Annotated in this window: 28 protein-coding genes; 21 read left to right on the top strand and 7 right to left on the bottom strand. The window is 70.9% G+C overall.

The window, feature by feature from the left end:
* Positions 1-2: 2 nt before the first annotated feature.
* The 5 genes from R5H19_RS14860 to R5H19_RS14840 form a co-directional block, all read right to left on the bottom strand.
* Positions 3-785, bottom strand: a complete 783-nt coding sequence (locus tag R5H19_RS14860; RefSeq protein WP_318159816.1) for a prolyl oligopeptidase family serine peptidase — start codon at positions 783-785, stop codon at positions 3-5.
* Positions 786-797: 12 nt separating this feature from the next.
* Positions 798-2192 carry a cardiolipin synthase gene (gene cls, locus R5H19_RS14855; RefSeq protein WP_318159814.1) on the bottom strand — a complete coding sequence of 465 codons (1395 nt, stop codon included), beginning with the start codon at positions 2190-2192 and terminating at the stop codon, positions 798-800.
* Between the two features lie 19 nt (positions 2193-2211).
* The gene (locus R5H19_RS14850) at positions 2212-3579 is read right to left on the bottom strand and encodes an FAD/NAD(P)-binding protein (protein WP_318159813.1); all 1368 of its coding nucleotides are present in this window, start codon (positions 3577-3579) and stop codon (positions 2212-2214) included.
* A 31-nt stretch (positions 3580-3610) separates the two neighbouring features.
* The gene (locus tag R5H19_RS14845; RefSeq protein ID WP_318159812.1) at positions 3611-4189 is read right to left on the bottom strand and encodes a cysteine dioxygenase family protein; all 579 of its coding nucleotides are present in this window, start codon (positions 4187-4189) and stop codon (positions 3611-3613) included.
* A 163-nt stretch (positions 4190-4352) separates the two neighbouring features.
* Positions 4353-5018, bottom strand: coding sequence for a TonB family protein (locus R5H19_RS14840; RefSeq protein ID WP_318159811.1), 666 nt, complete (start codon positions 5016-5018; stop codon positions 4353-4355).
* A gap of 226 nt (positions 5019-5244) precedes the next feature.
* Between R5H19_RS14840 and R5H19_RS14835 the strand changes: the two genes are divergently transcribed.
* Both R5H19_RS14835 and R5H19_RS14830 read left to right on the top strand, forming a co-directional pair.
* Complete coding sequence (locus R5H19_RS14835) at positions 5245-5910, top strand: hemolysin III family protein (protein WP_318159810.1); 666 nt, start codon at positions 5245-5247, stop codon at positions 5908-5910.
* A complete protein-coding gene (locus R5H19_RS14830; protein WP_318159809.1) occupies positions 5907-6269 on the top strand; it encodes a TfoX/Sxy family protein in 363 nt (120 codons plus the stop codon). Before R5H19_RS14835 ends, R5H19_RS14830 begins: the two co-directional genes overlap by 4 nt.
* Here R5H19_RS14830 and R5H19_RS14825 read toward each other — a convergent pair.
* Positions 6266-6751 (bottom strand): DUF456 domain-containing protein, encoded by a 486-nt coding sequence (locus R5H19_RS14825; RefSeq protein WP_318159808.1) that lies wholly within the window; start codon positions 6749-6751, stop codon positions 6266-6268. The genes R5H19_RS14830 and R5H19_RS14825 overlap by 4 nt on opposite strands.
* Before the next feature lie 99 nt (positions 6752-6850).
* Entirely contained in the window at positions 6851-7627 is a 777-nt protein-coding gene (locus R5H19_RS14820) for a ferredoxin--NADP reductase (RefSeq protein WP_318160203.1), read from the bottom strand.
* A 508-nt stretch (positions 7628-8135) separates the two neighbouring features.
* Between R5H19_RS14820 and R5H19_RS14815 the strand changes: the two genes are divergently transcribed.
* From R5H19_RS14815 to R5H19_RS14725, 19 genes are all read left to right on the top strand, one after another.
* The gene (locus R5H19_RS14815; protein WP_318159807.1) at positions 8136-9113 is read left to right on the top strand and encodes a sigma-54 dependent transcriptional regulator; all 978 of its coding nucleotides are present in this window, start codon (positions 8136-8138) and stop codon (positions 9111-9113) included.
* Between the two features lie 211 nt (positions 9114-9324).
* Complete coding sequence (locus R5H19_RS14810) at positions 9325-9603, top strand: hypothetical protein (RefSeq protein WP_318159806.1); 279 nt, start codon at positions 9325-9327, stop codon at positions 9601-9603.
* 36 nt (positions 9604-9639) lie between these two features.
* A complete protein-coding gene (locus R5H19_RS14805; RefSeq protein ID WP_318159805.1) occupies positions 9640-11241 on the top strand; it encodes a phage tail sheath subtilisin-like domain-containing protein in 1602 nt (533 codons plus the stop codon).
* A 10-nt stretch (positions 11242-11251) separates the two neighbouring features.
* Positions 11252-11776 carry a phage tail protein gene (locus R5H19_RS14800; RefSeq protein ID WP_318159804.1) on the top strand — a complete coding sequence of 175 codons (525 nt, stop codon included), beginning with the start codon at positions 11252-11254 and terminating at the stop codon, positions 11774-11776.
* A gap of 5 nt (positions 11777-11781) precedes the next feature.
* Positions 11782-12519: a hypothetical protein gene (locus tag R5H19_RS14795; protein WP_318159803.1), complete on the top strand. Its 738-nt coding sequence runs from the start codon at positions 11782-11784 to the stop codon at positions 12517-12519.
* A complete protein-coding gene (locus tag R5H19_RS14790) occupies positions 12516-13271 on the top strand; it encodes a hypothetical protein (protein ID WP_318159802.1) in 756 nt (251 codons plus the stop codon). The genes R5H19_RS14795 and R5H19_RS14790 overlap by 4 nt, the downstream gene beginning before the upstream one ends.
* A complete protein-coding gene (locus R5H19_RS14785) occupies positions 13268-14512 on the top strand; it encodes a DUF4255 domain-containing protein (RefSeq protein ID WP_318159801.1) in 1245 nt (414 codons plus the stop codon). Before R5H19_RS14790 ends, R5H19_RS14785 begins: the two co-directional genes overlap by 4 nt.
* On the top strand, positions 14509-16689 hold the full coding sequence (locus R5H19_RS14780) for an AAA family ATPase (RefSeq protein ID WP_318159800.1): 2181 nt from the start codon (positions 14509-14511) through the stop codon (positions 16687-16689). The genes R5H19_RS14785 and R5H19_RS14780 overlap by 4 nt, the downstream gene beginning before the upstream one ends.
* Positions 16686-16973, top strand: coding sequence for a hypothetical protein (locus R5H19_RS14775; RefSeq protein ID WP_318159799.1), 288 nt, complete (start codon positions 16686-16688; stop codon positions 16971-16973). The genes R5H19_RS14780 and R5H19_RS14775 overlap by 4 nt, the downstream gene beginning before the upstream one ends.
* Before the next feature lies 1 nt (position 16974).
* Entirely contained in the window at positions 16975-17799 is an 825-nt protein-coding gene (locus R5H19_RS14770) for a hypothetical protein (RefSeq protein WP_318159798.1), read from the top strand.
* Positions 17792-19606 (top strand): DUF4157 domain-containing protein, encoded by a 1815-nt coding sequence (locus R5H19_RS14765; RefSeq protein ID WP_318159797.1) that lies wholly within the window; start codon positions 17792-17794, stop codon positions 19604-19606. Before R5H19_RS14770 ends, R5H19_RS14765 begins: the two co-directional genes overlap by 8 nt.
* Entirely contained in the window at positions 19603-21030 is a 1428-nt protein-coding gene (locus R5H19_RS14760; protein ID WP_318159796.1) for a DUF4157 domain-containing protein, read from the top strand. The genes R5H19_RS14765 and R5H19_RS14760 overlap by 4 nt, the downstream gene beginning before the upstream one ends.
* Positions 21027-21833 (top strand): hypothetical protein, encoded by an 807-nt coding sequence (locus R5H19_RS14755; RefSeq protein WP_318159795.1) that lies wholly within the window; start codon positions 21027-21029, stop codon positions 21831-21833. Before R5H19_RS14760 ends, R5H19_RS14755 begins: the two co-directional genes overlap by 4 nt.
* Positions 21830-22486, top strand: coding sequence for a hypothetical protein (locus R5H19_RS14750; protein ID WP_318159794.1), 657 nt, complete (start codon positions 21830-21832; stop codon positions 22484-22486). Before R5H19_RS14755 ends, R5H19_RS14750 begins: the two co-directional genes overlap by 4 nt.
* Before the next feature lie 63 nt (positions 22487-22549).
* Positions 22550-23158: a M15 family metallopeptidase gene (locus R5H19_RS14745; protein WP_318159793.1), complete on the top strand. Its 609-nt coding sequence runs from the start codon at positions 22550-22552 to the stop codon at positions 23156-23158.
* A 39-nt stretch (positions 23159-23197) separates the two neighbouring features.
* Entirely contained in the window at positions 23198-23518 is a 321-nt protein-coding gene (locus R5H19_RS14740) for a LysM domain-containing protein (protein WP_318159792.1), read from the top strand.
* 4 nt (positions 23519-23522) lie between these two features.
* A complete protein-coding gene (locus tag R5H19_RS14735; protein ID WP_318159791.1) occupies positions 23523-24647 on the top strand; it encodes a hypothetical protein in 1125 nt (374 codons plus the stop codon).
* Positions 24644-25150 carry a phage baseplate assembly protein V gene (locus R5H19_RS14730; protein WP_318159790.1) on the top strand — a complete coding sequence of 169 codons (507 nt, stop codon included), beginning with the start codon at positions 24644-24646 and terminating at the stop codon, positions 25148-25150. Before R5H19_RS14735 ends, R5H19_RS14730 begins: the two co-directional genes overlap by 4 nt.
* Before the next feature lie 10 nt (positions 25151-25160).
* On the top strand, positions 25161-25484 hold the full coding sequence (locus R5H19_RS14725) for a hypothetical protein (protein ID WP_318159789.1): 324 nt from the start codon (positions 25161-25163) through the stop codon (positions 25482-25484).

The following is a 25484-nucleotide window of genomic DNA, read 5'->3' as shown; positions in this document are numbered from 1 at the left end:
TCTCAGCGCGCCGGCAGCCGGTGCGCGAGCAGCCACGGCCACAGTTCTTTGGTGGCGTAGGCGGCCTGCCAGGAGCCGTGGTTGACGCCGGGGAATTCGGTGTAGCGCACTTCCGTGCCGCGTGCCTGCAGCGCGGCGTGCATGCGGCGCGATTCCTCCGGCGGCACCACGTCGTCGAGCGCGCCGTGGAAGAGCCATACCGGCAGCGTGCCCATGTGCGCGGCAACCCACGCGTAGGGATCGGTAGCGTCGCCCGGAATGCCCTGCACGCGCAGGTCGGCGTTGTCGTTCGGGTGGCGGATGCCGCCGCAGACGATCGCGGCGGCGGCGAACATGCCGGGATGGTCCAGCGCGATCTGCCATGCGCCGTAGCCGCCCATCGACAGGCCGGTGAGGTAGAGCCGGCGGCGGTCGCCGTGCCATTCGCGGATGCTGTCGTCGAGCGCCGCGAGCGCCATCTGCTCGGCCTCGCCGTTCCAGCGGCTGCCGGCCGGCGCCTGCGGGATCACCACCACGGCCGGGAAATCCCCGCCGTGTTCGGCCAGCCACGGCGGCAGGCCCTGGCCGAGCTGGGTGCGGTTGTCGCTGCCGCGCTCGCCGCTGCCGTGCAGGAACAGCGCCACCGGCCACGCACGTTTGGCCGTCCAGCCGTCCGGCACGAACACCCGGTAACGGTACGTGGTGCCGTGCAGTGTCAGCGAGCGCTCGGTGAAGCGCGCCGGTTCGCCGGCGTGGCCGGCCAGGCTCGCGAGCACCAGGCAAAGCAGCAGGGTGAGTCGGCGCATGGCGGCATGTTCCTACAACAGCGGGTCGAACAAGCGTGCCACATGCATCGCCACCCGGCGCAGATAGGGCGCGTCGCGGTACTCGCGTTCGTCGACGGCCTGCGCGCGGGCGAAGTCCGCGTTGAGCATGGCCGCCACCTCGGCGGCGAAGGCGTGGTCGACGGCCAGTGCGGCGACCTCGAAGTTGAGCCGGAACGAGCGGCTGTCCAGATTCAGGCTGCCGATCGCGGCGGTGTCGCGGTCGATCAGCAGCGCCTTCTGGTGCAGAAAGCCGGGCTGGTAGCGGAACACGCGGATGCCGGTGCGCACGGCGGCGTAGGCGTGCAGGGTGGAGGCGAGGAATACGGTGCGGTGGTCCGGCCGCGCCGGGATCAGCACGCGCACGTCCACTCCGCGCAGCACCGCCAGCTGCAGTGCGGCGCGCACCGCGTGGTCGGGCACGAAGTACGGCGTGCTCAGCCACACGCGCTGGCGCGCCGCGTTGATCGCGGCGGCGAAGAACAGCGAGCCGGTTTCCTGCGGATCGGCCGGGCCGCTGGCCACCACCAGCGCGCTGGCCTCGCCGGCGGCGGGCGAGGCGGCCGGCAGCGGCGGCAGCGCGCCGGTGATCCATTGCCAGTCCTCGGCGAACAGTTGTTGCAGGTCGGCCACCGCCGGCCCGGCGAGTTCCAGCTGGGTGTCGCGCCAGGGCGCCAGCGGCGGTTTCAGGCCCAGGTATTCGTCGCCCGCGTTGAGTCCGCCGACGAAGCCGCGCGCGCCGTCCACCACGACGATCTTGCGGTGGTTGCGGAAATTCAGCTGGAAGCGGTTGCGCCAGCGATGGGTGGCGAAGCGGTGGATCGCCACGCCGCCGGCACGCAGCTCGTCGACGTAGCGCTGCGGCAGCGCATGGCTGCCGATGCCGTCGAACAGCACGTACACGCGCACGCCGGCGGCGGCGCGCTCCAGCAGCACCTGCTGCAGGCGCCGGCCGAGTCCGTCGTCGTGGATGATGAAGAACTGCACCAGCAGGCTGTGTTCGGCCGAGGCCATCGCGCCGAGCATGGCGTCGAAGGCGGCTGCGCCGTCGATCAGCAGGCGCAGGCGGTGGCCGCCGCGGAACGGCCGGCCCTGCAACGCGCTGATCGCGGCGTAGCGGGCGCAGCCCGGATCGATTGGCGCAGCGACGCCGATTGCGGCGGGCGGCGTGCGTACCAGTGGCGCACGGTGCCCGGCGCGATAGCCGAGGAAGCGGCTGGAGCCCAGGTACAGGTACGGCAACAGGGTCAGGTACGGCAGCAACAGCAGGCCGAGCGCCCAGCCGATGGCGCCCTGCGGCGTGCGCGCGTGCATCACCGCGTGCATCGCCGCGAACGTGCCCAGCAGGTGCAGCAGGACGATGCCGGTGGTGAGTGCGCTGGCGGTCATCGCGGGCGCGGCGGGTTGTTCAGTCGCCCAGCAGCTGGTCGGCCAGGTGGCGCGCCTGCTGGCGGATTTCCGGCATCGCGGTGGATTCCCACAACGTGCCGCGCAGCAGGCTGCCGATGGCGAACAGGTTCGGCCAGTACTGCTCGCCGTGCCGCAGGTGGCCGTCGCTGTCGGCCTGCACGCCGAGGCCGAGCGGGTCGGGGACGATGTGCGCGTTGGTGAGCAGCTGGCTGACCAGCCGGTGGCTGCTGCGGCGCACGTCGGTCTCCAGGCCTATGGTCTGGATCACCAGGTCGGCGTCCAGCCGGCGGGTGGCGCCGGCGCGGCCCACGGTCAGTTGCAGCGCGGTGCCGGCGACGTCCACCGCCTGCACGCGCCCGCGCTGGCGGTGCAGCCGGCCGTCGCGTTCCAGCGCGGTGATCGCCTCGTGCACCTGCGGCGGCATGCGGTGGCGCACGCGTTCCCACGCCCAGCGCGCGTGGCGCATGAAGCGCGCGCGCTGTTCCGGCGACAGCTCGGCCCACAGGCCGGGCAGGTGCGGGCGCAGGCTGTCGACGACGGCGCGCCATTCGGTGCCTTCCTGGGCAATCGCCTCGCGCAGCAAGTGCATCCAGCGGCGGATCTCCGGCGCATCGCGCATCGCCTCGACCAGCGCGACGCCGTCGTCGGCAGGTGCGGCAGCGGCGTGCAGGTGCGCCTCGGGGAAACGGCCGTGGCGGGAGATCGCGACGAATTCGGCCTGCGGCCATTGCGCGGACAATTCCAGCAGTACGTCGACCGCGGTCAGCCCCAGCCCGATCAACACCACCTTGCGCGGCGGCGGCTGCAGTTCGGCAACGTGGGCCAGCAGGCGCCAGGGGTCGACCACGTAGCGGCCACTGGCGAGGGCGGCGGCGCCGACCACGGCCAGCGGCTGCGGCGGCAGCGCGCCCAGCGCCAGCACGGCGGCGTCGGCCGGGTGGCTTTCCTCGCCATGGATCACGGTGACGCCGTCGCGCTCGGGCACCAGTGCGTCGACCGCGAACGGGATGATGTTGACGTGGTGCCCATGCGCCTTGCCCCGTTGCAGCGCGCGCGCCACTTCCGCCTCGAGGTAGTCGCCGTAGCGGCGGCGCGGCAGGAAATCGGTGCCGGCGATGGCGGGGTCGTCGCGCTGCACGAAGTCCAGGAAGCCGCGCGGCTTGCCGGCGAACATGCTCATCGAGGCCGCCCGCACGTTCAGCAGGTGGCGCTCCGAAGCGGTGCCGTAGGCCACGCCACGCGCCGATGCGCCACCGCCGGTGAACCAGTCCAGCTGCAGCGGCTGCGGCGTCTCGCGCTCCAGCAATTCGCTGAGCAGCGTAGCTGCCGCGGCACCGCCGCCGATGATGGCGACCCGTCGAAACATGGAACTCCCCGTGCGTGTGGTGGCGGGCGGATCAGCCGGGCAGGCGGCCGGCGATGGCGCTGCGCTGCGGCTGCGCAACCCAGTGTCCGGCGGGCTCGGCCTGCTCGTAGGCGAAGTATTCGGCCAGTTCGCCGCCGTAGACGTGCAGCGAGAATGCCGTGTCGTGCCGCGACAGGTTGCGGCAGCGGTGCGCATGCCCGCGGTCGCTCTCGAACCAGATGCCGTCGCCCGGGCCGAGCCAGTTGCGGCCGTGCAGGTTCAGCTCGCCGGAGTCGGTGCCGCGGCGGTACGACTGCACTTCCAGCGCGCCCACCAGGGTCATCTCCAGGCCCCACAGGCCGGCGTGATCGTGTACCGGCGTGGCGTGGTTCGGCGGCCAGGCCAGCACCAGCACGCTGACCGGCGGCTTGCCGCGCTCGGCCAGCAGCCAGCGTTCGAGGCCGCGCTGGCGCTGGCGCAGGCCGGCCAGCCGGGTGGCCAGCGCCGAGGCATCCTGATGCACCACGCGGCCCAGTTCGCGCGCCATCGTGGCGAGGTCGGGATGTTCGGTCGCGGCGTGCTCGAGCGCAATCTCGCGCAGGGTTTTCAGGGGATGCCGATGCTTGCCCATGCGTGGAACCTGGCAGGGTGAATGGACGCCAGTGGAGCATGCGTATCGTTAAAGACGCGTAAGCCGGCCGCCTTCCCGCGGGCCCCGCACGAGCCTGCGGGGGCGGCACCGGTGTGGAGGAAGGCCCGGCCGGCGTGGCCGCCGGCCGGCCTTCCATCGTGCGCTATTGCCGCAGGTCGAACGTCACCGGCACCCGCGCCCAGGCGCGCACCGCCTCGCCGTTCACCATCGCCGGCTGGAACCGCCACCCGGCCAGCACCTGTTCGACGGCGCTGCGATCGAGCAGCAGGTAGCCGCTGCCGCGCTCCACCGTTACCTGCACCGGCTTGCCGGTTTCGTCCACCAGCACGCGCAGCAACACCGTGCCCTGCATGCGCTGCTGCAGGGCGCGGGTGGGGAAGTGCAGTGGAGCCGAGCGGTAGGCAAGGCTGGCCTCGACCGGCGCGGCCGCCACCGGGTCGGGCGTGGCGGCGCCCGGCAGCAGGGTCGGGGCGGCGACCGGCGGTGCGGCAACGTGGCTTTCGGCGCTGGGCGCGACGACCGGCGGACTGGCCGGCAACGGCCGCGGCTGCACGACCGGGGCGGCCGGCGGGTGCGGCAGGGGTTTCATCTCGACCGGCGGTGCCGGCGGCAGCGGCGGTTTCGGCACGAGGAAACGAATCGCGGGGACCGGGTCGGTCCGTTCGATCGCGTGGAAGAACGCCGGCGCGCTCGGTCGCGAGGCGATCACGATCACGGCCAGGTTGAGTGCGATCGCCGTGCTGATGGCGGCGATGCGTGCGCGGTCGGGGTGGGGGCGATGGGTAACGGCCAGGCTTGCGGACGACATGGCGACCTCCTGACTTCGGTGGGATGTTGCGGCAGCCACGCTGCGCGGGCAGGGGGATCGTGCTGTCGCGATGTCAGCGTATGCCCGTCGTACAAACTTGCGCAAGTGGACGGCTGGATGGCCAAATGCGCGAGTGCGGCAGCGGCCCGGCGCGGCCATGCGCCACGGTAGGCAAGCGCCGGTGCACCCGCTAAGGTAGGCCGACCACACACCCGGGACCATGGCCATGCCCGCTGCCTCCGTTGCGGCGATTCCCCGCTACAGCTTCGGCGACGAGCTGGCCAGCAGCATCGTGCACGGCCTCGGCATCGTGCTCAGCATTGCCGGACTGGCGACGCTGGTGGCGTTCGCTGCGCTGCATGGCAATGCGCTGACGGTAGTGGCCTGCGCGGTGTTCGGCACCTCGCTGGTGCTGCTGTACACCGCCTCCACGCTGTACCACTCGATCCCGCTGGCGGCGGCCAAGCCGACGCTGCGCGCGCTCGACCATATCGCGATCTACGTGCTGATCGCCGGTACCTACACCCCGTTCACTCTGGTCGCGCTGCCCGGCGCGTGGGGCTGGAGCCTGTTCGTGGCGGTGTGGGCGCTGGCGCTGGCCGGCAGCGCACTGGAGCTGGGCCTGCTCGGCCGCCACCGCAAGCTGGCGGTGCTGCTGTACGTGGGCATGGGCTGGGTCGGCATCGTGGCGTTCGAGCCGCTCAGCGAACACCTGCGGACCGGCGGCACCGTGCTGCTGCTGGCCGGTGGGCTGGCCTACACGCTGGGCGTGCCGTTCTACCTGTGGCGGCGATTGCCGTACCACCACGCGCTGTGGCACGTGTTCGTGCTGGCCGGCAGCGTGCTGCACTTCCTCGCCGTGCTGCTGTACGTGATCCCCGACCCGGCATGAACCTGCCGTCGGGCCTTGCGCTGCTGCGCCGTGAACTGGAGGACGCGGCCACCCACCTGGGCCGGCCGCATGAGCTGCGCTTCCGGCCGATGTTCGGCGGGCTGATGGCGTATCTCGACGAAAAGCCGTGCGCGTGGCTGACGCCAGCCGGGCTGGCCCTGAAACTGGCGCCCGCTGACCAGACGGCGCTGCTGCGGCTCGAAGGCACCGCGCGGCTGGTCGCGAAACCCGGCGCGGCGCCGAGTCGCCATTACATCGTGCTGCCTGCGGCGCTCGGCCGCGACACCGTGCAGCTTGCCCGCTGGTTGGCGAAAAGCGCGGCCGGGGCGGCACGCAGCGCGCGCCGGAACGCGCCTTAGCCGAACAGCATGGCCAGGCCGAACAGGCCGAGCATCACGAACGAGAGCACCAGTTTCACCAGGGTGCCGAACAGCAGGCCCAGCCAGGTGCCGACACCGACGTGGGTCGAGCGCAGCACGCTGGTGCCGGAGGCCAGTTCGCCGGCGAGCGCACCGAGGAACGGCCCGAACAACAGGCCGGGGATACCGAAGAACATGCCCACCACGGTACCCAGTCCGGCCCCCCACAGGGCGCGCCTGCTGGCACCGACGCGCTTCGCGCCGAGCGTGCCGGCGACGAAGTCGACGACCACCCCGAGCGTGCCGAGCGCGCCGATGAGCAGAAGCCACCACAGGCCCAAGTGCCGATAGCCGTCCACCGCAGCGGCCAGCCAGATGCCGCCGAACAGCATCGGGATGCCGGGCAGTGCCGGCAGCACGGCGCCGGCCAGGCCGCCGGCAATCAGCAGCGCGGCGAGGACGTACAGGGCGATCTCAAGCATGTGCGTTCCGTTGAGTAGGAGCCCGCTCGCGGGCGATGCTTTTTTGCGCTGTTGCCACGAGGCAAGACTAGAGCAAGAGCATCGCCCGCGAGCGGGCTCTTACTTCTCCACGAACGCCCGTTCGATCACGTAGTCGCCCGGTTCGCGCGTGCGCGGCGAGGCGTGGAAGCCGCGGCCGTCGAGCAGCGCGCTGAGGTCGTCCAGCATGGCCGGGCTGCCGCACAGCATCACGCGGTCGGTGGCCGGGTTCAGCGGCGGCAGGCCGGTGGCCGCGCTCATCACGCCGTTGGCGATGGCGTCGGTGATGCGGCCACGGTTCCTGAATGGTTCGCGCGTCACGGTGGGGTAGTAGATCAGCTTCTCGCGCACCAGCTCGCCCAGGTAGTCGTGCTGCGGCAGCTCGCGTTCGAGGTAGTCGGCGTAGGCGAGGTCCTCGACCCGGCGCACGCCGTGGGCCAGCACGATCTTCTCGTAGCGCTCGTAGGTATCCGGGTCGCGGATGATGCTCATGAACGGTGCCAGCCCGGTGCCGGTGCCGAGCAGGTACAGGTGCCTGCCGGGCTTGAGGTCGGTCAGCACCAGGGTGCCGGTGGGCTTGCGCGTGACGATCAGCGGGTCGCCGGGCTGCAGGTGCTGCAGGCGCGAGGTCAACGGGCCGTTCGGCACCTTGATCGAGAAGAATTCCAGGTGCTCCTCCCAGCTGGCGCTGGCGATCGAATAGGCGCGCAGCAGCGGGCGCCCTTCCGTTTCCAGCCCGATCATCACGAACTGGCCGCTGTCGAAGCGGAAGCCGGGGTCGCGCGTGGTGCGGAAGGAGAACAGACTGTCGTTCCAGTGCCGCACGTCGATCACGTGCTCGGTTGCCATTGCCACCATGGTCGGTCGTCTCGCCTTGTTGCGCTGTCGGGGAAGTCGCACGCCAAGCCATCCGGCCGACCGGAGATGGAGACTCGCGGGGAGGGCGGCGGTGGCCGCGGTGCCTTGCGAGCGCCGGGATGGACGCGGCGACAGCTGCCTAGGATACGCGAGCGGCCCGCAGCGCGCCTGCCCGGCGGCGTTTGCGGGTCGATCCGCGGCATCGTGCCGCGCCGCCGGCGGCCTGCCGGCGAGTGAACTGGCAGGGTGGTGGTCGGCAACCGTTCCCGCGGCGGCAGAGGGCGACGTACTACGCGGGCAGACGTACAGGTACTACACGGACAGCAGTCGAAGACGACAGCAGGAACATCCTTGGACTGCAGCATCGAAACTGCGCATACTCCATCGTCGCCGACGGTCCGATGCACCAGGGCCGATTCGCGATGGGTACCAGGGGGGTTCACGGCACGCCGGACAACTGGCGTGCGGCGGTTCTTGCTGGTCACTCCGGGGGCGGATGATGCCGGTCATGCTCGGCCAATCCAAGGCAATCCAGGCGGTGCGGGCGCAGTTGCAGCGCTACGCCGGCTGCGACGTGCAGGTGCTGATCGAGGGCGAAACCGGCACCGGCAAGGAGCTGGCCGCGCGCGAGATCCACTACGCCAGCGCCCGCCGCGACCATCCGTTCGTGCCGGTCAACTGCGGCGCCATTCCCGACAGCCTGATCGAGAACGAGCTGTTCGGCCACGGCCGCGGCGCCTTCACCGACGCCAGGGAGGCCCAACCCGGCCTGGTCGACCATGCCCGCGGCGGCACGCTGTTCCTGGACGAGGTCGACGCGCTGTCGGACAAGGGCCAGGTGACCTTGCTGCGCTTCCTGCAGGACAACGAGTACCGCCCGGTCGGCGGCGGCGCGGCGCGGGTGTCGGATGCGCGCATCATCGCCGCCACCAACGCCCGCCTGGAGCGCCAGGTGGCGGCCGGGCGCTTCCGCCGCGACCTGCACTATCGGCTGCATGCGCTGTACCTGCGCTTGCCGCCGCTGCGCGAGCGCAGCGACGACGTGGTCCTGCTCGCCCGGCATTTCCTCGACGCCGTCGCCCTGCGACTGCACGGGCCGCCCCGCCAGTGGAGCGAGGACGCCCTGCAGGCGCTGCGCGCCCATGCGTGGCCGGGCAACGTGCGAGAACTGGAGAACGTGGTGCTGCGCGCCTACATGGCCACCGACGGCGACGTCGTCGGCTTCGCCGAGCTGGTGACTGCGGAGCCGGCGTTCGCCGGTACCGAAACGCTGCCGCGACGCCGCGCCAACGAACCGGAGCTGGGCTTCAGCGCGGCCAAGCTGCACGCCATCCGCCAGTTCGAACGCGATTACCTCATGCAGCTGATGCAGCAGGCCTGCGGCAACATCAGCGCCGCCGCCCGCCTGTCCGGCACCGAACGCCGCCAGCTCGGCAAGCTGCTGCTGAAGCACGGCATCGAGACCAAGCAGTTCCGTTCGCCCTGAAGGTCCCGTTCCGTTCGAGGTCCGGCACAGTCCGCACCGGGCGTCGCCCCCCGGGTGCAATCCGCCCCACTGCGCCGGCAAAGCGGGTCGTCACTGACCCGGTTGCCGCGGGCCGGCATGCCGCCAAGCCTTGGCGCAGCCCATCCGGCCGCCTCGCGCCGGTGGCACGCATGTTGCGTCGATCCCCCACGCATGCATGCGGAAGGGCGTCATGACCAGCTATCCGGATCACGGCACGGCGGGCGGAGGGGAGATGGAGGTCGAGCGCTCGGTACTCGCGTACCTGCATTCCCATCCGCAGGCGGCGGACACCCTGCGCGGCATCGTCAACTGGTGGCTGCCGCGGCAGCGCTACGAGATCAGCTGCCAGCGTATCGAGCACGTGCTGGAGCGGCTGGTCGCGGAGGGGCTGCTGCATCGTGACGAGCTGCCCGACGGCGAGGTGCTGTACGCGCTGAACAGGCACGTCAGATCGTCGCTGCCGAACTGACCACGACACGGGTTTTCACTTTCGGAGGATCGACCCATGCCATCTGCGCTTACCTATCCGGGCGTCTACGTCGAGGAAATTCCCAGCGGCGTGCGCACCATCACCGGGGTGGCCACCTCGATCACCGCCTTCGTCGGCCGCGCCGCGCGCGGGCCGCTCGACGCCGACGCGGAAACCCCGGTGATCATCAACAGCTACGGCGACTTCGAACGCCAGTTCGGCAGCCTCGACCCGCTCTACCCGATGGGCTACGCCGTGCGCGACTTCTACCTCAACGGCGGCGCGCAGGCGGCGATCGTGCGGCTGTACAAGGGCACCGACGGCAAGCCGGCGAAGGCGGCCGTGGCGGTCGCCAACCTGCCGCTGGAGGCGGCCACCGCCGGCAGCTGGGGCAACCAGCTGCGCGTGCGCATCGACAGCAATGTGTCGGCCGACGTCGCCGCCGGCTTCGGGCTGGTGGTGGGCGACCTGTTCAACCTGACCGTGCGCGACATGGCCAGCGGCACCCAGGAGAGTTTCCTCAACCTCAGCGTGAAGGAGAGCCCGCGCCGGGTCGACCGTGTGCTGAAGGCGGGCTCTTCGCTGCTGCGCGTGGCGTCGTCGCTGACCTTGCCCGCCACTGCCGTGCCCGCCGCGCACCTCGACCCGGACGCCGGCAAGACCGTGTGGGAGCAGGACAAGTCTTCCACCGGCGTCGCCGCGGCCGACCAGGCCGTGGACAGCGCCGCGCTGGACGACAACGCCTACCTGGGCAACGCGGACGCCAAGACCGGCATCTACGCGCTGAAGAAGGCCGACCTGTTCAATCTGCTGTGCATTCCGCCGGACCTGCGCGGCGGCAACACCTCCAAGCTGGTCTACCAGAACGCGATGGCGCTTTGCGTGGAGCGGCGCGCGCTGCTGCTGGTCGATGCGCCGGCCGAGTGGGGCAGCGCCGGCGCGGTCACCCCGGCGGTGCTGGCGGCCCTCGGCCTCGCCGGCACGGCCGCGCGCAACGCCGCGCTGTACTTCCCGCGGGTGATCGAGTCGGACCCCAAGCGCCAGGGCCAGAGCGACACCTTCGTGCCCTGCGGCATCGTCGCCGGCGTGATGGCACGCACCGACACCCAGCGCGGCGTGTGGAAGGCGCCGGCCGGCATCGACGCGGCACTGAACGGCGTGCAGGGGTTGGCCGTCACGCTCAACGACGCCGAGAACGGCATGCTCAATCCGCTCGGCGTGAACTGCCTGCGCAGCTTCCCGCTGGTCGGCCCGGTGGTATGGGGTTCGCGCACGCTGCGCGGCGCCGACCTGCTCGCCGACGAATACAAGTACGTGCCGGTGCGCCGGCTCGCGCTGTACATCGAGGAAAGCCTGTTCCGCGGCACCCAGTGGGTGGTGTTCGAGCCGAACGACGAGCCGCTGTGGGCGCAGATCCGGCTCAACGTGGGCGCGTTCATGCAGAACCTGTTCCGCCAGGGCGCGTTCCAGGGCAGGACGCCGGCCGACGCGTACTTCGTCAAGTGCGACAAGGAAACCACCACGCAGAACGACGTCAACCTCGGCATCGTCAACATCGTGGTCGGCTTCGCGCCGCTCAAGCCCGCCGAATTCGTGGTCATCCAGCTGCAGCAGATGGCCGGCCAGATCCAGGCATGAGGAAACCAACATGACTCAGTTCAGCGTCAATGCGCAGCGCTTCGATCCGTACAAGAACTTCAAGTTCCGGGTGAAGTGGGACGGCCGCTACGTGGCCGGCGTCAGCAAGGTGTCGGGCCTGAAGCGCACCACCGAGGTGGTCAAGCACCGCGAGGGCGGCGACCCCAGCAGCACGCGCAAGTCGCCCGGCCGCACCGAGTACGAGGCGATCACCGTCGAGCGCGGCGTCACCCACGACACCGAGTTCGAGAAGTGGGCGAACAAGGTGTGGAACTTCGGCGCCGGGCTCGGCGCGGAGGTTTCGCTGAAGGACTTCCGCAAGGACCTGATCATCGAGGTCTACAACGAGGCCGGCCAGCTCGCGCTGGCCTACAAGGTCTACCGCTGCTGGGTCTCCGAATACCAGGCGCTGCCCGACCTGGACGCCAACGCGAACGCGGTGGCGATCCAGCACCTGAAGTTGGAGAACGAGGGCTGGGAGCGCGACACCGGCGTGAGCGAACCGGCCGAGCCCAGCTTCAGCGTGCCTGCCTGAGCGCCATGCACACACCCACGCCCGCGCAGCTGCTGCAGGTCTGGGAACGCGGGGGCGACCCGTCCGCCGCGGCGCGCGCCCTGTTGCTGCTCGGCTGCAGCTGCGACGACGAGGCTGCCATCGACGAACTGGCCGCGCTGCCGCTGGGCCGGCGCGACGCGCGGCTGCTGGAGTTGCGCGAGCGCCTGTTCGGCAGTGCGATCGAGGCGGTGGCGACCTGCCCGCAGTGCACGGCCACGGTCGAGGCGACGTTCCGTTGCGACGACCTGCGGCTGCCGGAGGCGGACACCGCCGCCTCCGCGCTGGAACATGCCGCACACGGCACCCATGTGCAGTTCCGCCTGCCCGACAGCCGCGACCTGCTGGCGCTGGAAGGTTGTGGCGATGCCGAGGCCGCACGCGACCTGCTGCTGGCACGCTGCGTGCTCGACGTCCGCGGCGGCGACCAATCGCAGGCGCCGCGCAGCCTGCCGCCCGAGCTGCAGGCGGAGATCGCAGGGGCGATGGCGCAGGCCGATCCGCAAGCGGACCTGCAGCTGGCGTTCCGCTGCCCGGAATGCGATCACGAATGGCAGCCGCTGTTCGATATCGCGCGCTTCCTGTGGCAGGAACTGCACGCCTGGGCGCTGCACCTGTTGCGCGAGGTGGACACGCTGGCGCAGGCCTACCATTGGGCCGAAGCCGACATCCTCGCGCTGAGCCCACGCCGCCGCCAGGCCTACCTGGAGCTGTGCGCGCCATGAGCGATTTCCTCGACCGCCTGGCGGCACGCGCGATCGGCAGCGACGCCACGCTGGCGCCGCGGCTGCCGTCGCTGTTCGAACCGCTGCCGCGCGCGCCGATCATGCCGTCACTGGACGAGCGCGAGGCGCCGGCGCGTCCCCGCGATGCGAGCCCGGCGCTACCGGTCGCGCCGACTGCCGCACCGCCACCGCGCGCGCTGGCGTCCGTGCACGAGTCGATCGCGCCACGAACCGCGCGCAACACGCCGGCAGAGCATGCGCCCTTGCCGATGCCGGAGCGCGTCGCAGCGGATGCGCCGCGCGCGCCGATGCCACCACCGCCGCGCGCGGCGGTGCCGGTACGTGCGATGAGCGCCGAACCTGCGCGTGCGGCTTCCGCGCCCGAACGCGCAGCGGCCAGTTCGCCGTCCGTGTCGCCGCGGCAGTCGCGTGTCGCGCCCGCTCGGAAGGAGGCGGCGCGCACGCCGACACCGGGCGGTGCCTTGCTGCCTGCGCCGGTACCGGTGTTCGCCACGACGGGCGGCGCACCCGCACCGGTGCGCCCTGGCCACGCAGCCGCGATGCGCAGCACGCGCAACGCGCAGGCCGAGAACGGGAACCGGGCCGGCAGCGAACCGGTGGTGCACGTCAGCATCGGCCGGCTCGAAGTGCGCGCCGCGCCGGCCGCCGCTGCACCACCGCGTCGTCACGATGGTCCGCAGCCGAGCAGCCTCGACGACTACCTGCGCCAGCGCGGCAAGGCCTCGCCATGAGCAACGTACTGGCCATCGCCGCGACCACGCGCACGCTGCGCAACCTGCTGCTGGCACAGGTACCCGCGCTGGACGCGGAACTGGCCGATCTGGAAGTGACCCTGCAGCCGCCGGACGTGGCGCGCAAGGGCATCAGCAAGGCGCAGCTCAACGTGTTCCTGTACCAGGTGGTCGCCAACGCCGCCTGGCGCAACCTCGACCTGCCGGGGCAAGTGCGTCCCGGCGAGACCGCACCGCCGCCGCTGGCGCTGAACCTGCACTACGTGCTCACCGCCTGGGGCCGCGGCGAGGACGACAACGACGCGATCAGCCATCGCGTGCTGGCCGCGGCGATGAGCACCTTGCACGACCGCGGCGTGCTCGACGGCAACGACATCCGCAACGCGCTGCCGGACAACGATCTCGCCGAGCAGGTCGAGCGCGTGCGCGTGACGCCGCTGGCGCAAAGCGTGGACGAGTTGTCGCGGTTGTGGACCGCGTTCCAGACCAACTACCGCGCCTCGGCGGTCTACGAGGCGGCGGTGGTGCTGATCGACAGCCAGGCGGCGATGCGTGCGCCGCTGCCGGTGTTGCGGCGCGGCCCGCAGGATCGCGGCGTGCTCGCCAGCGCATCCGCCGCCGCGGTGCTGGACGCGCTGGATTATCCGCACCACCAGACGGCCGTACGCCTCGGCGAGGACCTCGTGCTGCACGGTCGCCAGCTCGGCACGCAGCACGCAGTCGCGCGTTTCAGCAGCCTGCGCCTCGATGCGCCGATCGACATCGCGCCGCAGGCCGGCGACGCCGCCGGCAGTCTGCGCGTGCGACTGGCCGACGCCGCCGACGATGCGAACGCCATCGCGCGCTGGGCGCCGGGCATCTACACCGTGGCCCTGCGGGTGCAGCCGCCGGGGCAGCCGGCGCTGCTCAGCAACGAGCTGCCGCTGGTGCTGGCGCCGCGCATCGCGCTCGGCGCGCTTGCCGCCGCCGCCGGCGATTTCAGCCTGAGCATCGCCTGCACGCCGCGTATCCGCGCCGGCCAGCGTGTGTTCCTGCTGTTCGGCGACCGCCTGCTGACCCCGGCCAGCCTGAACAACCCGGCCGACCCGCAGCAGCCAACCGCGCTGGTCTTCCAGCTCACCGGCGTGGCCGCGGGCACCTACACCGTGCGCCTGCGCGTGGACGGCGCCGACAGCATCCCGGTCGACTTCAGCGGCAGCGTGCCGGCGTTTGCCGGGGACCAGCAGGTGGTGGTGGCATGAACGACTACGCGCCCTGGCTGCAGGCGAACGACCGCTACCTTGCCGCGGCGCTGGCGGATCTGCGCGCGCGGCTGCAACGCGCCGCGCAGTCGCCCGACGCACCGGCCACGCCGCCGGCGCCCGCCGCGGCGGCCACCGCGCTGATGGAATCGGCGCCGGCGGTGCGTGCGCCGAACGGGCCGAAGCAATCGTGGTTTGCGCGGGTGTTTGCCACCCAGCCGGCACGCGCATCGCTGGCGAGCGCGCAGGTGGACACTATCGACACGTCGCCGGCGATCGCGCCGGTCGTCGTCGAGGTGCCGGACCCGGGGGCGGCAGTCGCTGCCGCATCGCCGCCGGGTGGCGCCGACGACGGCAAGTACACGCCGGCGCTGGCCATGCTAGCCGACCGGCTCGGCCTGTCCGCGTTCGAGCGCGACCTGCTGCTGCTGTGCATCGGCATGGAGCTGGACACGCGCTTCCCGGCGCTGTGCGCGCAGGCCCAGCACGATCCGGCGCGGCCGTATCCCACCTTCGCGCTGGCCTTCGCGGTGCTCGACGCGCCCAGCTGGGATGCGCTGTCGCCGCAGCGGCCGCTGCGCTACTGGCGCCTGCTGGAGATCCACCAGCCCGGCGCGCAGCCGCTGATCGGCGCGGCGCTCGCTGCCGACGAGCGCGTGGTGAACTTCGTCAAGGGCATGAACTACCTGGACGACCGCCTGAGCCCGCTGCTTGCCGCGTTGCCGCCGGCCAGCCTGCCGCCATCGCAGCAGGCGGTGGCCGACCGGCTGCTGGACCAGCTGCGCCACGTGCCGCCGGGCGAGCCGCTGCCGGCGGTGCAACTGCTCGGCAGCGACAGCGTGAGCAAGCAGGCGATCGCGCAGACCGTCGCCGCCGCCTTCGGCGCGCAGGCGTACCGGCTCGCGGCCGAGCTGCTGCCGGCTGCGGTGGCCGAGCAGGAAACCCTGCTGCGGTTGTGGCAGCGCGAGAGTCAGCTGTTGCCGCTGGCGCTGTACCTCGACGCGGCCGAGGTCGAGCGCGGCGACGCCACCGCCACCTGGGTCAGGCGTTTCCTGGCGCGCAGCAGCGGGCTCGTCTTCGTCGACGCGCGCGAGCCATGGGCAGGCACGGCCGCGCAGGCGCTCAGCGTCGACGTGGCCAAGCCCAGCGCGGTCGAGCAGCGCGCGCTGTGGCAGCGCCTGCTGGGCGACGCCGCCGGGGCGCAGCCGCAGCAGCTGGCCAGCCATTTCGACTTCAACCTGGGCCGCATCGAGCAGATCGCGCACGGCGCGCTGGCGGCGGCCGAGGGCAAGCCTGCCGCGCTGGCGCAGGCCCTGTGGCAGGGCGCGTTGGCGCATACCCGGCCGGCGCTGGACGAGCTGGCCCAGCGCATCGAGCCGAAGGCGGGCTGGGACGAGCTGAAACTGCCCGACAGCGAGAAGGCCCTGCTGCGCCAGATCGCCGACCAGGTCGCCCGGCGCAGCACCGTCTACGACGACTGGGGCTTTCGCGCGCGGATGAACCGCGGGCTGTCGATCAGCGCGCTGTTCACCGGCGAGAGCGGCACCGGCAAGACCATGGCCGCCGAAGTGCTGGCGCGCGAGCTGGGCCTGTCGCTATACCGTATCGACCTTTCCGCGGTGGTCAGCAAGTACATCGGCGAGACCGAGAAGAACCTGCGCAAGCTGTTCGATGCGGCCGAGGGCGGCGGCGCGATCCTGTTCTTCGACGAGGCCGACGCCTTGTTCGGCAAGCGCAGCGAGGTGAAGGACAGCCACGACCGCTACGCCAACATCGAGGTGAACTACCTGCTGCAGCGGCTGGAGTCGTTCGGCGGCCTGGCGATCCTGGCCACCAACATGAAGGGCGCGCTGGATGGCGCGTTCCTGCGCCGGCTGCGCTTCGTCATCCACTTCCCGTTCCCCGGCGCGGCCGAGCGCCGCGCGATCTGGGCCTCGGTGTTCCCCGCCCAGGCCGCGGTGGGCGCGCTGGACTTCGACCGGCTGGCGCGGCTGCCGCTCACCGGCGGCAGCATCCAGGGCATCGCGCTGAACGCCGCGTTCATGGCCGCCAAGGCCGGCGTCGAGATCGGCATGCCGCTGCTGCTCGAGGCCGTGCGCGGCGAATACCGCAAGCTGGACAAGCCGGTCAACGAAGCCGATTTCCGCTGGCTGGAAAGCGCTGGAGGCCGGCCGTGAGCATCGAGCTGCACATCGAACGGCTGGTGATCGACGAGGCCGCGCTCGGCGGCGAGCGCGCCGGCAGCGTGCGCACCGCGCTCGAAGCCGAGCTGGCTCGCCTGCTGGCGCAACCCGGCGCGGTCGCCGCGCTGCGCAGCCTTGGCGCGGCCGCCGCGCTGCCGCCGGTGACGCTGCCGTCGGCCGGCCACCCGCACGAACGCCTCGGCCCGCGCATCGCCACGGCAGTGCAGCACGTCCTGGGCGTCCCTCCCGCCGCGCGCGTCGCGGGCAAGGAGCGTTGACATGACCGCGATCCCCAAACCCCGCCCCGATGGCATCGTGCGCTTCGGCAAACGCAAGGCCAAACGCGACGATCGCAACCTGATGTTCGCCACCTTGCTGAAGGCGCCGCCGGCGCTGCCGGCCGAGTACGACTTCGACGTCGTGCACCACGGCATCCCCACCCCGATGTTCGGCAACGACCAGTACGGCGACTGCGTGATCGCCGGCCGCGCGCACCAGACCCTGCGCTTCGAGAAGGCCGAGCAGAACAAGCTGATCGCGATCAGCGACAACGACGTGCTGCACGAATACTTCGGCGAGAGCGGCGGCGTCGACAGCGGCCTGGTCGTGCTCGATTCGCTGAAGGAATGGCGCAAGCGGGGCTGGCTCGCGGCCAGGCGACGCTACAAGATCAAGGCCTTTGCGCAGATCGACCAGGCCAAACGCAGCGAGCTCAAGCGGGCGGTGTTCATGGACATCGGCGTGGGCCTCGGCTTCACCCTGCCCGACGCCGCGCTGACCCAGTTCTACGCCGGCAAGCCGTGGGCGGTGGTCGGCGGCAAGGCCGGCCAGCCGAACCCGCGCAACGGCCACTACGTCTACGTGCCCGGCTATACCCGGAGCGGCCCGGTCTGCGTCACCTGGGGCCGCAAGCAGCAGATGAGCTGGGCCTTCCTCGCCAGGTACTGCGACGAGGCCTACGCGATCATCGACGCGATCGACACCGCGAAGAAGAAGCGCGGGCTGGATGCGGGCAAGCTCGACGCCTTCCTCGCCGCCTTGCGCAAGAAGAAGTCGAAAGCGGCGAAGGAGCCGGCGGCGCGCAGCGGAGCCCGGCATGGCTGAGCGCAGCGCCAGCGTCGTGACCAAGCCGGCGGCGCCGCATGCCGCGGGACTGCTGCTGCAGCGCAAGTGCGCCTGCGGCGCGCACAGCCACGGTCACGCCACATGCGCGGAGTGCGCAAGCAAGCAAGGCAAGCTGCAGCGCAAGCTTGCGATCGGCGCGAGCAACGACCCGCTCGAAGCCGAGGCGGAGCGCGTGGCCGATCAGGTGATGGCCAGTTCGACGCCCCCCGGAATCGGCACGGCCCGACCGCAGATCCAGCGCGCCGGCAGCGGAGGGGCGGCGACGGGAACGATGGTGCCGGACAGTGTCGACGAAGCGCTTGCCGCATCGGGCGAGCCGTTGCCGGCCGGGCTGCGCCACGAGATGGAGGCGCGCTTCGGCCATGACTTCAGCGCGGTTCGCCTGCACACCGGCGAGGCGGCGGCACGGTCGGCGCGCGATGTCGCCGCCAGCGCCTATACCGCGGGCCATCACATCGTGCTCGGTGCGGACGCGCCTGCGCTGCAGGCGCCATTGGGCCGGCGCCTGCTGGCGCACGAGCTGACCCACGTCGTGCAACAGACGTCGCCAGCGTCGCTGGCGGCGACCAACGGCGCAGCAGGTGCGCTGCCCGCGCCGAGCCCCGCTGCAAGACGGGTGCAGCGCTTCGTGGCCTGCGAGCAGGCGTCGCTGTCCCTCGAGACGTGTCCTCCACGCGAGAAGGGCGAAGTCGCCGAATCGCATGCGGACCCGATGACCGTGCACGATTACGCACAGCTTTCCGACGAAGGCAGGACGATCAACGGGTTCGCCGTGGTCGGTTTCGGCATCGACAGCAGCGTGGTGAAAAGCAACCTGAAGGGCGCGGCGAAATGGAAGGCGCTGGTGAACCTCATGGCTACCTCCAACACGCAGTGGAGCCTGCACGGCCTGTCCGATTGTTCCGGAAAACCCGATCGGAACCTGGGTTTGCGCAAGGCGCGCGCACAAGCCTTGTATGCGGCGTTGCCGCCCGAGGCGCGCAAGCAGATCGTTTCGGTCGACGGCGCGGCGCTCACCGACTGCATCGCCGGCAACCAGCGCAAGCTCGATCGCACGCTGAACCGGGCCGTCGTGATCGAGCAGGTCGGCCGCAGCGTGGATGTCGATCCGTCCGAAGAGAAGCCGGTCGAGGGAACCGCGCCGAAGTTCGTCTGCGGTCCCGACGTGACCGCGCAGGTCGCCCGCGCGGTGGGCCTGGCCCGCAGCCTGTTCGCCGGCTGGACCAGGGAGCAGCGCGAGGACGCCTGCGGCGCACTGGTCGGCGTGCGTGTGGGCTACTGCTCCTGGGACATCGTCCAGCTGCACAACGACCGCTGGATCAGCAGCGACTACCAGCCCAGGCATTGCGCGACAACCGGTGCGCCCAAGGGCCAGGAATGCGGCGAATCCGTGCAGGTCGGTGGCGAGTGCTACTACGCCGGTTCACCGAACTACGTGATCTACGGAACGATGTTCAACCTCTGTGCGCGCGAGAACCCCGACCCTCATTTCGGTTTCACGCGCTCGGACATGAAGACCTTGATCGACCTGTACAAGGGTTCCGGCGTTTCCGGTCTTGCCACGCCTTCGGCGAATTTCAAGCCGGCACTTGCCTGGGCCTATGCCGGTTACGACGGTTGGCCCTCGGGCGGGTCGCCGCCGTCCGGCGACAGGAACAACTGCAAGCCGATGTGCCCGTCGGCATACGCGGGTGACCCATTCGATATTCATTGGTACCCGCATCATTCGACTGAAGGTTGCGCCCCCTCGCTCAAGCAGGCGGTCAGAAAGGGGGCCAAGTCATGATCGGCCCGGTAAGCGACCGCAGGCCGGGAAGAGCGGCGCCTGGTGTCGCTCTTGCCACCACGCGGCCGCCAGGCCGGCTGCAGCGAAAATGCGCGTGCGGCACGCACAGCCATGGCGATGCCGAGTGTGCGGAATGCTCCGCGAGGCGCCACACCCTGCAGCGCCAGCTCAGCATCGGCGCCAGCAGCGATCCGCAGGAGCGCGAAGCCGACCGCGTTGCCGAGCAGGTGACGGTAGGGCGTGCACGTGCCTATGTGCGGCCTTCCGGGTCAGGCGTCACCGGCGACGCCGCCATGGCGACGCCGGCCAGCGTCGACGAGGCACTGGCCGGCGGTGGGCGGCCGCTGGATGGTGCCTTGCGCCAGGACATGGAGCAGCGTTTCGGTCACGACTTCAGCGGCGTGCGCGTGCACGCGGACCCACTCGCGGCGCGCTCGGCGCACGAAGTGGATGCCCACGCGTACACGGTCGGCAACCACGTGGTGTTCGGAGCCGGGCAGTTCGACCCCGGCAGTGCCAGTGGGGCGCGATTGCTCGCGCACGAGCTGACCCATGTGGTGCAGCAGGGCGCTGCGGGTCGCCTGTCCTTGCAGCGCGACGGGAAGAAGGACAAGGCGAAAGACGATGCGGCCAGGCAGCAACCTGCGCCGGTGACCCCGGATCCCGCCACGGCCTATTTCCACATCGTGGTACGCGACCGCGGGCTCGACCTGGGAGGCGGCGTGCTGGTGCCTGATCTAGCCGCAGCAAAGGCCACGCTGATGCGGCGCACGATCGACAAGCCCTGGACGCTGGTTCTGGCGATCCACGCCTCGCAGAACCGGCTCGGTGCGCAGGCGCCGCCGGACTGGCAGAAGAACGCGGTCTTCTACGACGATGCCGCCATCAAGGCCCTGTTCGGCGGCGACAGCGCATTCGTCGGATGGCGCGACCAGTTCGGTCCGAATCGCGTCGTGCTCTACGGCTGCCAGGTGACGGCGGCCTTCGAGCAGACGATTGCCGACAACCTGGCGCGTGGCGGCAAGGCACCGACCGCCGCGGGGCTGGGCGAAGGCTGCAAGCCGCTGGCGACCACGGTGACGTTCGGGGTGGAAAGCCGGCGTGCCTATGACGCGCTTTCCGACGACGACAAGCAGAAGGTGCTCGGCGAGGTCCAGGCGGCCAACGCCACCTGGGGCTACTACGGCGGGCCGCCGGTGCCAAGGGACCAGGTGCTCGACTACCTCTTCAAGGGGCCGAAGCCGGGGAGCTGGCCGCAGGTCGAGGTCATCGTCAAGCAGGGCGACGACTACGTTTCGGCGAACCCGCCGATCCCTTACTGGAACCGCCTGTCGAACTCCACGTTCCTGCGGATGTGCACCCGCGCCGTTGGCAACTTGCGCGAACGCACGCCGCAGGCGCCGACGATGAGGGAGGGCGAATGAACATCTTCGACGGCCTCTACGGCTACGAAAAACTGATGCTGGTGTGCGGCTTCATCCTGTTCGTGTTCGCGCTGGCGGCGATCACGGTGATGATCGTGCAGCGGCGCGACTTCAAGATGGCGATGGGGTTGATCGTGTTCGCGATCGTGCTGATGGGCTTCCCCGGCATCCAGGCGGTGAAGTTCAGCCAGGACACGGTGGAGCTGGACCGCATCCGCACGCAGCCGCAGGCACCGACCGATCCGGCGCAGAAGCAGCAGGCGCAGCAGGTGCTGGCCGATCTGGAACGCCGCGCGGCCGACAACCCGCAGCTGCAGGCGCAGGTGTCGGACGGCTATCGCGCGATCGGCGAGGTGGACAAGGCCTACGACCTGGCCAGGTTGGTGCTGCGCGAGAAGCCGTCGGCGCAGGTGCAGGCCACCCTGGTGCCGGTGCTCACCGCGAAGTTGAACCAGGTGCAGGCGAACGCGCCGATCGCGGCGCCGCCTCCCGCTGTCAGCGTGCCGTCCACGGCCGCGAGCACCGCGGTGGCGACAACGGCCCCCGTCGGTACCGCCGCCGTCCCGGCGCCCACGCCGGCGGACAGCGCGCGCCAGCATCAGATTGCCGAGATCGCCCGGCAGCTGCAGTCGACCGACGCGGCGCTGCCTGCCGCGTCGCATGCGGCGCTGGCCAAGGCCTACGTGGTGCTGGGCCAGCCGCAGAAAGCGCAGGCGAACGTCGAGGCGGCCCGCCGCATCGACCCGGCCATCCGGATCAACCCCAGCGTGCTGCGCGCGGCCAGGACAGGCGACCACCCATGAGCGCCTTCCCCGGTTCCCCGCGCATCCTCAAGGGCGGCATCGTGCTGATCGATGCGGCCAGCTCGGCGGTGCGGCGGGTGATCGCGCTGCAGTACAACCCCGATTCGCTCACGCGCTCGCTGCAGGTGCAGGGAATGAGTGCGGATGGCGGCGACCGTTCGGAAGCGCTGCGGCTGAAGGGTCCGCCGGTGGAGACGCTGAAGCTGGAGGCGGAGATCGACGCCACCGACCAGCTGGAGTTCCCGGAGCAGAACGGCGGCGTCACCCGGTCCGGCATCTTCGCCCAGCTGGCGGCGCTGGAAACCATGGTCTACCCGAGCAGCGGCCAGCTGCGCGCGAACGACGCGCTGGCGCAGATCGGCACGCTGGAGATCGTGCCGATGGAGACGCCGCTGGCGCTGTTCGTGTGGAGCCGCTCGCGCATCCTGCCGGTGCGCGTCACCGAGTTCGGCATCACCGAGGAAGCGTTCGACACCGCGCTGAACCCGATCCGCGCCAAGGTCAGCCTGGGCCTGCGCGTGCTGTCGGTGAACGACGTGCCGAGTGGGCACAAGGCCGCCAGCCTGTTCATGAGCTACCTGCAACAGAAGGAGCGCCTGGCCGGCGGCGCCGGCGGCCAGCTGGCTGCGCTCGGCCTGAGCGGCGTGCCGTGAGCGGGGCGCGGAAATCGTACTTGCGCCCGTGAAAGCCGGGCATCGCACGAAACGGAGAACGACATGCGTATCGAGGAAATGATTGCCGCCGTCCAGCAGGCCCTCGGCGTGGAGGTGGACGGCAAGGCCGGCCCGCAGACCTGGGGTGCGATCTACGCGCGATTGGTCGGCAAGCAGATCGACCGGATGGAACCGTCTGCGGCCATTTCGCCGGTGGACGCGCGCAGCGAGCAGGTGATCGCCACGCTGTTGCCGCCAGTGCGCCCGATCGCGCGCGCCCTGGTGCAGAAAGCCGCGGCCGCCGGCATCACCATCCGCGTGATCAGCGGCCTGCGCAGCTACGAGGAGCAGGCGGCGCTGTATGCGCAGGGGCGCACGGCGCCCGGCAACAAGGTGACCAACGCCCGCGCCGGCTACTCCAACCACAACTTCGGCATCGCGTTCGACGTGGGTGTGTTCGAGGGCAACCGCTACCTGCCGGACTCCCCCAAGTACAAGGCCGTCGGCGCGCTGGGCATGGACCTGGGCCTGGAGTGGGGCGGCAACTGGAAGACCATCGTCGACCAGCCGCATTTCCAGTTGCGGCCCGCCTGGGCGGCCGACGAGAGCGAGCAACAGATGCTGGCCGAACTGCGCTCGCGCAAGGATCGCGGCGAGGCGGTGTACGCCTGACGCCAGCGCAGCGATCGACACGCCGCCACGGAGATGCCCATGACCTCGAACTTCCCGCCCACCAGCCGCTACGCGCTGACCCCCACCACCAGCCTGGTGCGCGCCGACGGCAGCATGGTGACCTACCTGAAGCGCCGCTTCGTGCCGGCGCCGGAGAACTTCGCGCTGCTGCAGTGGCACCGCGTGGTGCAGGGCGAGCGGCTGGACAACATCGCGGCGCAGTACCTGGGCGATCCCGAGCAGTTCTGGCGCCTGTGCGACGCGAACCGCGCGCTGCGGCCGCAGGAGCTGACCGACACGATCGGCCGGAAGCTGCGCATCACCTTGCCCGAGGGCATCCCGGGGGTGCCAAGTGCTTGAGGGCGTGCACCTGACCTTGCTGGTCGGCCCGGTGGTGCCGGTGCCGGTGCCGCAGCTCGTGCTGGATGCGCTCACCCAGGTCGAGGTGAATGCGCCGGACGAGGGCGCGGGCGCGTTCACTTTGCAGTTCACGTTGAGCGTGCGCTCGCCGCTGCACACGCTGTTCCTGCTCTCCGGCGGCGGCGTGGTGCCGCTGCTGCGGGTGATCGTGGTGGCCACCGTGAACGGCATGCCGCAGGTGCTGATCGACGGCGTGGTGACCCGCACCGAAGTGCTGCCCGGCGCCGACCAGCGCCACACCACGCTGCAGGTTACCGGTGACGACCTCACCACGGTGATGACCAAGCTCGAATTCTCCGGCCTGCCCGGGGTGCCGTACCCAGCGATGCCGGCCGAGGCCATCGTGGCGCTGCTGCTGGCCAAGTACGCCTTCCTCGGCATCGTGCCGCTGGTGATCCCGAGCATCGCCATCGACGTGCCGATCCCGACCCAGCGCATTCCCACCCAGCAGGGCAACGACCTGGAATACATCCGCCTGCTGGCCGAGCGCGTCGGCTACGTGTTCTATCTCGAGCCCGGTCCGCTGCCCGGCACGAGCACCGCGTACTGGGGGCCGAAGATCAAGGTGGGCGTGCCGCAGCCGGCGCTGAACGCGGACATGGACGCGGCCAGCAACGTCGACGAGCTCAGCTTCAGCTACGACGGCAACGCGCGCCAGCTGCCGGTGGTCTACATCCAGAACGAGCAGACCAAGCTGCCGCTGCCGCTGCCGATTCCGGACATCGGTCCGCTGAATCCGCCGCTGGGCCTGCTCGATCCGCCGCCGCAGCAGTTCCGCCCGCTGCCCGAGACCGCCAAGTATTCGCCGCAGCGCGCGCTGCTGCTGGGCATGGCCGAGGCGGCGAAGTCGGCCGATACCGTCACCGGCCGCGGCAGCCTCGACGTGGTGCGCTATGGCCGCGTGCTGAAGCCGCGCCAGCTGGTCGGCGTGCGCGGCGTGGGGCCCGCGTTCGACGGCCTGCACTACGTCAGCCAGGTGCGCCACACGATCAAGCGCGGCGAGTACCGGCAGAGCTTCCAGCTGTCGCGCAAGGGCCTGCTCTCCACCGTGCCGCTGGTGCCGCCATGAACAAGTTCTTCGGCAAGTATCGCGGCACGGTGGTCCAGAACGTGGACCCGGAGCAGCGCGGGCGCCTCCAGGTGATGGTGCCGGACGTGTCCGGGCTGATCCCGTCGAGCTGGGCAATGCCGTGCGTGCCGATCGCCGGCAAGCAGAGCGGCGTGTACGTGGTGCCGCAGATCGGTGCCGGCGTGTGGATCGAGTTCGAGCAGGGCGATCCGGATTACCCGATCTGGGTCGGCGGCTTCTGGGGCAGCGCGGCGGAAGTGCCGGCGCTGGCGCTGGCGGGCAACCCGGCCAGCCCCAGCGTGGTGCTGCAATCGGGGCTGCAGAACACCATCTCGATCAGCGACGTGCCGGGGCCGGCCGGCGGCATCCTGATCAAGAGCGTCACTGGCGCGATGATCATGGTCAACGAGGTCGGCATCACGATCTCCAACGGCCAGGGCGCCACCATCGTGCTCGCGGGGCCGACGGTGACGGTGAACAACGGCGCGCTGGTGGTCACCTAGGAGGCATGCGATGCCGGGCTTCCTCATCCATGTCGGCGCCAGCGTGCTCTGCTCGCACGGCGGCCAGGCGCAGGCCACCGCACCGAACCCGCGCGTCAGCGTGAGCGGCCAGCCCACGGTGACCATCGCCGCGCCGTGGCTGGTCGCCGGCTGCACGCTGCCGCCGCCCACGGCCGCGAACGGGCCGTGCATCAGCGCGCAGTTCGTCACCGCCGCCACCCGTGTCACTTCCAACGGCCAGCCGCTGCTGCTCATCGACAGCCAGGCGATCTGCGCGCCGACCGGCACGCCGCTGGCGATCGTCGCCAGCCAGACGCGCGTCACCGCGATGTGA

It is taken from the genome of Rhodanobacter sp. KK11, from assembly GCF_033345435.1.
Lineage (GTDB): Bacteria > Pseudomonadota > Gammaproteobacteria > Xanthomonadales > Rhodanobacteraceae > Rhodanobacter.
Note: the sequence above shows the minus strand (reverse complement) of the source record. Positions and strands in the feature narration are given on the sequence as shown.

What these genes read in the sequence shown, in the direction of transcription:
- R5H19_RS14860 (WP_318159816.1), bottom strand. Translation starts at nt 785, where the DNA reads ATGCGCCGACTCACCCTGCTGCTTTGCCTGGTGCTCGCGAGCCTGGCC.
- cls (WP_318159814.1), bottom strand. Translation starts at nt 2,192, where the DNA reads ATGACCGCCAGCGCACTCACCACCGGCATCGTCCTGCTGCACCTGCTG.
- R5H19_RS14850 (WP_318159813.1), bottom strand. Translation starts at nt 3,579, where the DNA reads ATGTTTCGACGGGTCGCCATCATCGGCGGCGGTGCCGCGGCAGCTACG.
- R5H19_RS14845 (WP_318159812.1), bottom strand. Translation starts at nt 4,189, where the DNA reads ATGGGCAAGCATCGGCATCCCCTGAAAACCCTGCGCGAGATTGCGCTC.
- R5H19_RS14840 (WP_318159811.1), bottom strand. Translation starts at nt 5,018, where the DNA reads ATGTCGTCCGCAAGCCTGGCCGTTACCCATCGCCCCCACCCCGACCGC.
- R5H19_RS14835 (WP_318159810.1), top strand. Translation starts at nt 5,245, where the DNA reads ATGCCCGCTGCCTCCGTTGCGGCGATTCCCCGCTACAGCTTCGGCGAC.
- R5H19_RS14830 (WP_318159809.1), top strand. Translation starts at nt 5,907, where the DNA reads ATGAACCTGCCGTCGGGCCTTGCGCTGCTGCGCCGTGAACTGGAGGAC.
- R5H19_RS14825 (WP_318159808.1), bottom strand. Translation starts at nt 6,751, where the DNA reads ATGCTTGAGATCGCCCTGTACGTCCTCGCCGCGCTGCTGATTGCCGGC.
- R5H19_RS14820 (WP_318160203.1), bottom strand. Translation starts at nt 7,627, where the DNA reads ATGGTGGCAATGGCAACCGAGCACGTGATCGACGTGCGGCACTGGAAC.
- R5H19_RS14815 (WP_318159807.1), top strand. Translation starts at nt 8,136, where the DNA reads ATGCTCGGCCAATCCAAGGCAATCCAGGCGGTGCGGGCGCAGTTGCAG.
- R5H19_RS14810 (WP_318159806.1), top strand. Translation starts at nt 9,325, where the DNA reads ATGACCAGCTATCCGGATCACGGCACGGCGGGCGGAGGGGAGATGGAG.
- R5H19_RS14805 (WP_318159805.1), top strand. Translation starts at nt 9,640, where the DNA reads ATGCCATCTGCGCTTACCTATCCGGGCGTCTACGTCGAGGAAATTCCC.
- R5H19_RS14800 (WP_318159804.1), top strand. Translation starts at nt 11,252, where the DNA reads ATGACTCAGTTCAGCGTCAATGCGCAGCGCTTCGATCCGTACAAGAAC.
- R5H19_RS14795 (WP_318159803.1), top strand. Translation starts at nt 11,782, where the DNA reads ATGCACACACCCACGCCCGCGCAGCTGCTGCAGGTCTGGGAACGCGGG.
- R5H19_RS14790 (WP_318159802.1), top strand. Translation starts at nt 12,516, where the DNA reads ATGAGCGATTTCCTCGACCGCCTGGCGGCACGCGCGATCGGCAGCGAC.
- R5H19_RS14785 (WP_318159801.1), top strand. Translation starts at nt 13,268, where the DNA reads ATGAGCAACGTACTGGCCATCGCCGCGACCACGCGCACGCTGCGCAAC.
- R5H19_RS14780 (WP_318159800.1), top strand. Translation starts at nt 14,509, where the DNA reads ATGAACGACTACGCGCCCTGGCTGCAGGCGAACGACCGCTACCTTGCC.
- R5H19_RS14770 (WP_318159798.1), top strand. Translation starts at nt 16,975, where the DNA reads ATGACCGCGATCCCCAAACCCCGCCCCGATGGCATCGTGCGCTTCGGC.
- R5H19_RS14765 (WP_318159797.1), top strand. Translation starts at nt 17,792, where the DNA reads ATGGCTGAGCGCAGCGCCAGCGTCGTGACCAAGCCGGCGGCGCCGCAT.
- R5H19_RS14760 (WP_318159796.1), top strand. Translation starts at nt 19,603, where the DNA reads ATGATCGGCCCGGTAAGCGACCGCAGGCCGGGAAGAGCGGCGCCTGGT.
- R5H19_RS14755 (WP_318159795.1), top strand. Translation starts at nt 21,027, where the DNA reads ATGAACATCTTCGACGGCCTCTACGGCTACGAAAAACTGATGCTGGTG.
- R5H19_RS14750 (WP_318159794.1), top strand. Translation starts at nt 21,830, where the DNA reads ATGAGCGCCTTCCCCGGTTCCCCGCGCATCCTCAAGGGCGGCATCGTG.
- R5H19_RS14745 (WP_318159793.1), top strand. Translation starts at nt 22,550, where the DNA reads ATGCGTATCGAGGAAATGATTGCCGCCGTCCAGCAGGCCCTCGGCGTG.
- R5H19_RS14740 (WP_318159792.1), top strand. Translation starts at nt 23,198, where the DNA reads ATGACCTCGAACTTCCCGCCCACCAGCCGCTACGCGCTGACCCCCACC.
- R5H19_RS14730 (WP_318159790.1), top strand. Translation starts at nt 24,644, where the DNA reads ATGAACAAGTTCTTCGGCAAGTATCGCGGCACGGTGGTCCAGAACGTG.
- R5H19_RS14725 (WP_318159789.1), top strand. Translation starts at nt 25,161, where the DNA reads ATGCCGGGCTTCCTCATCCATGTCGGCGCCAGCGTGCTCTGCTCGCAC.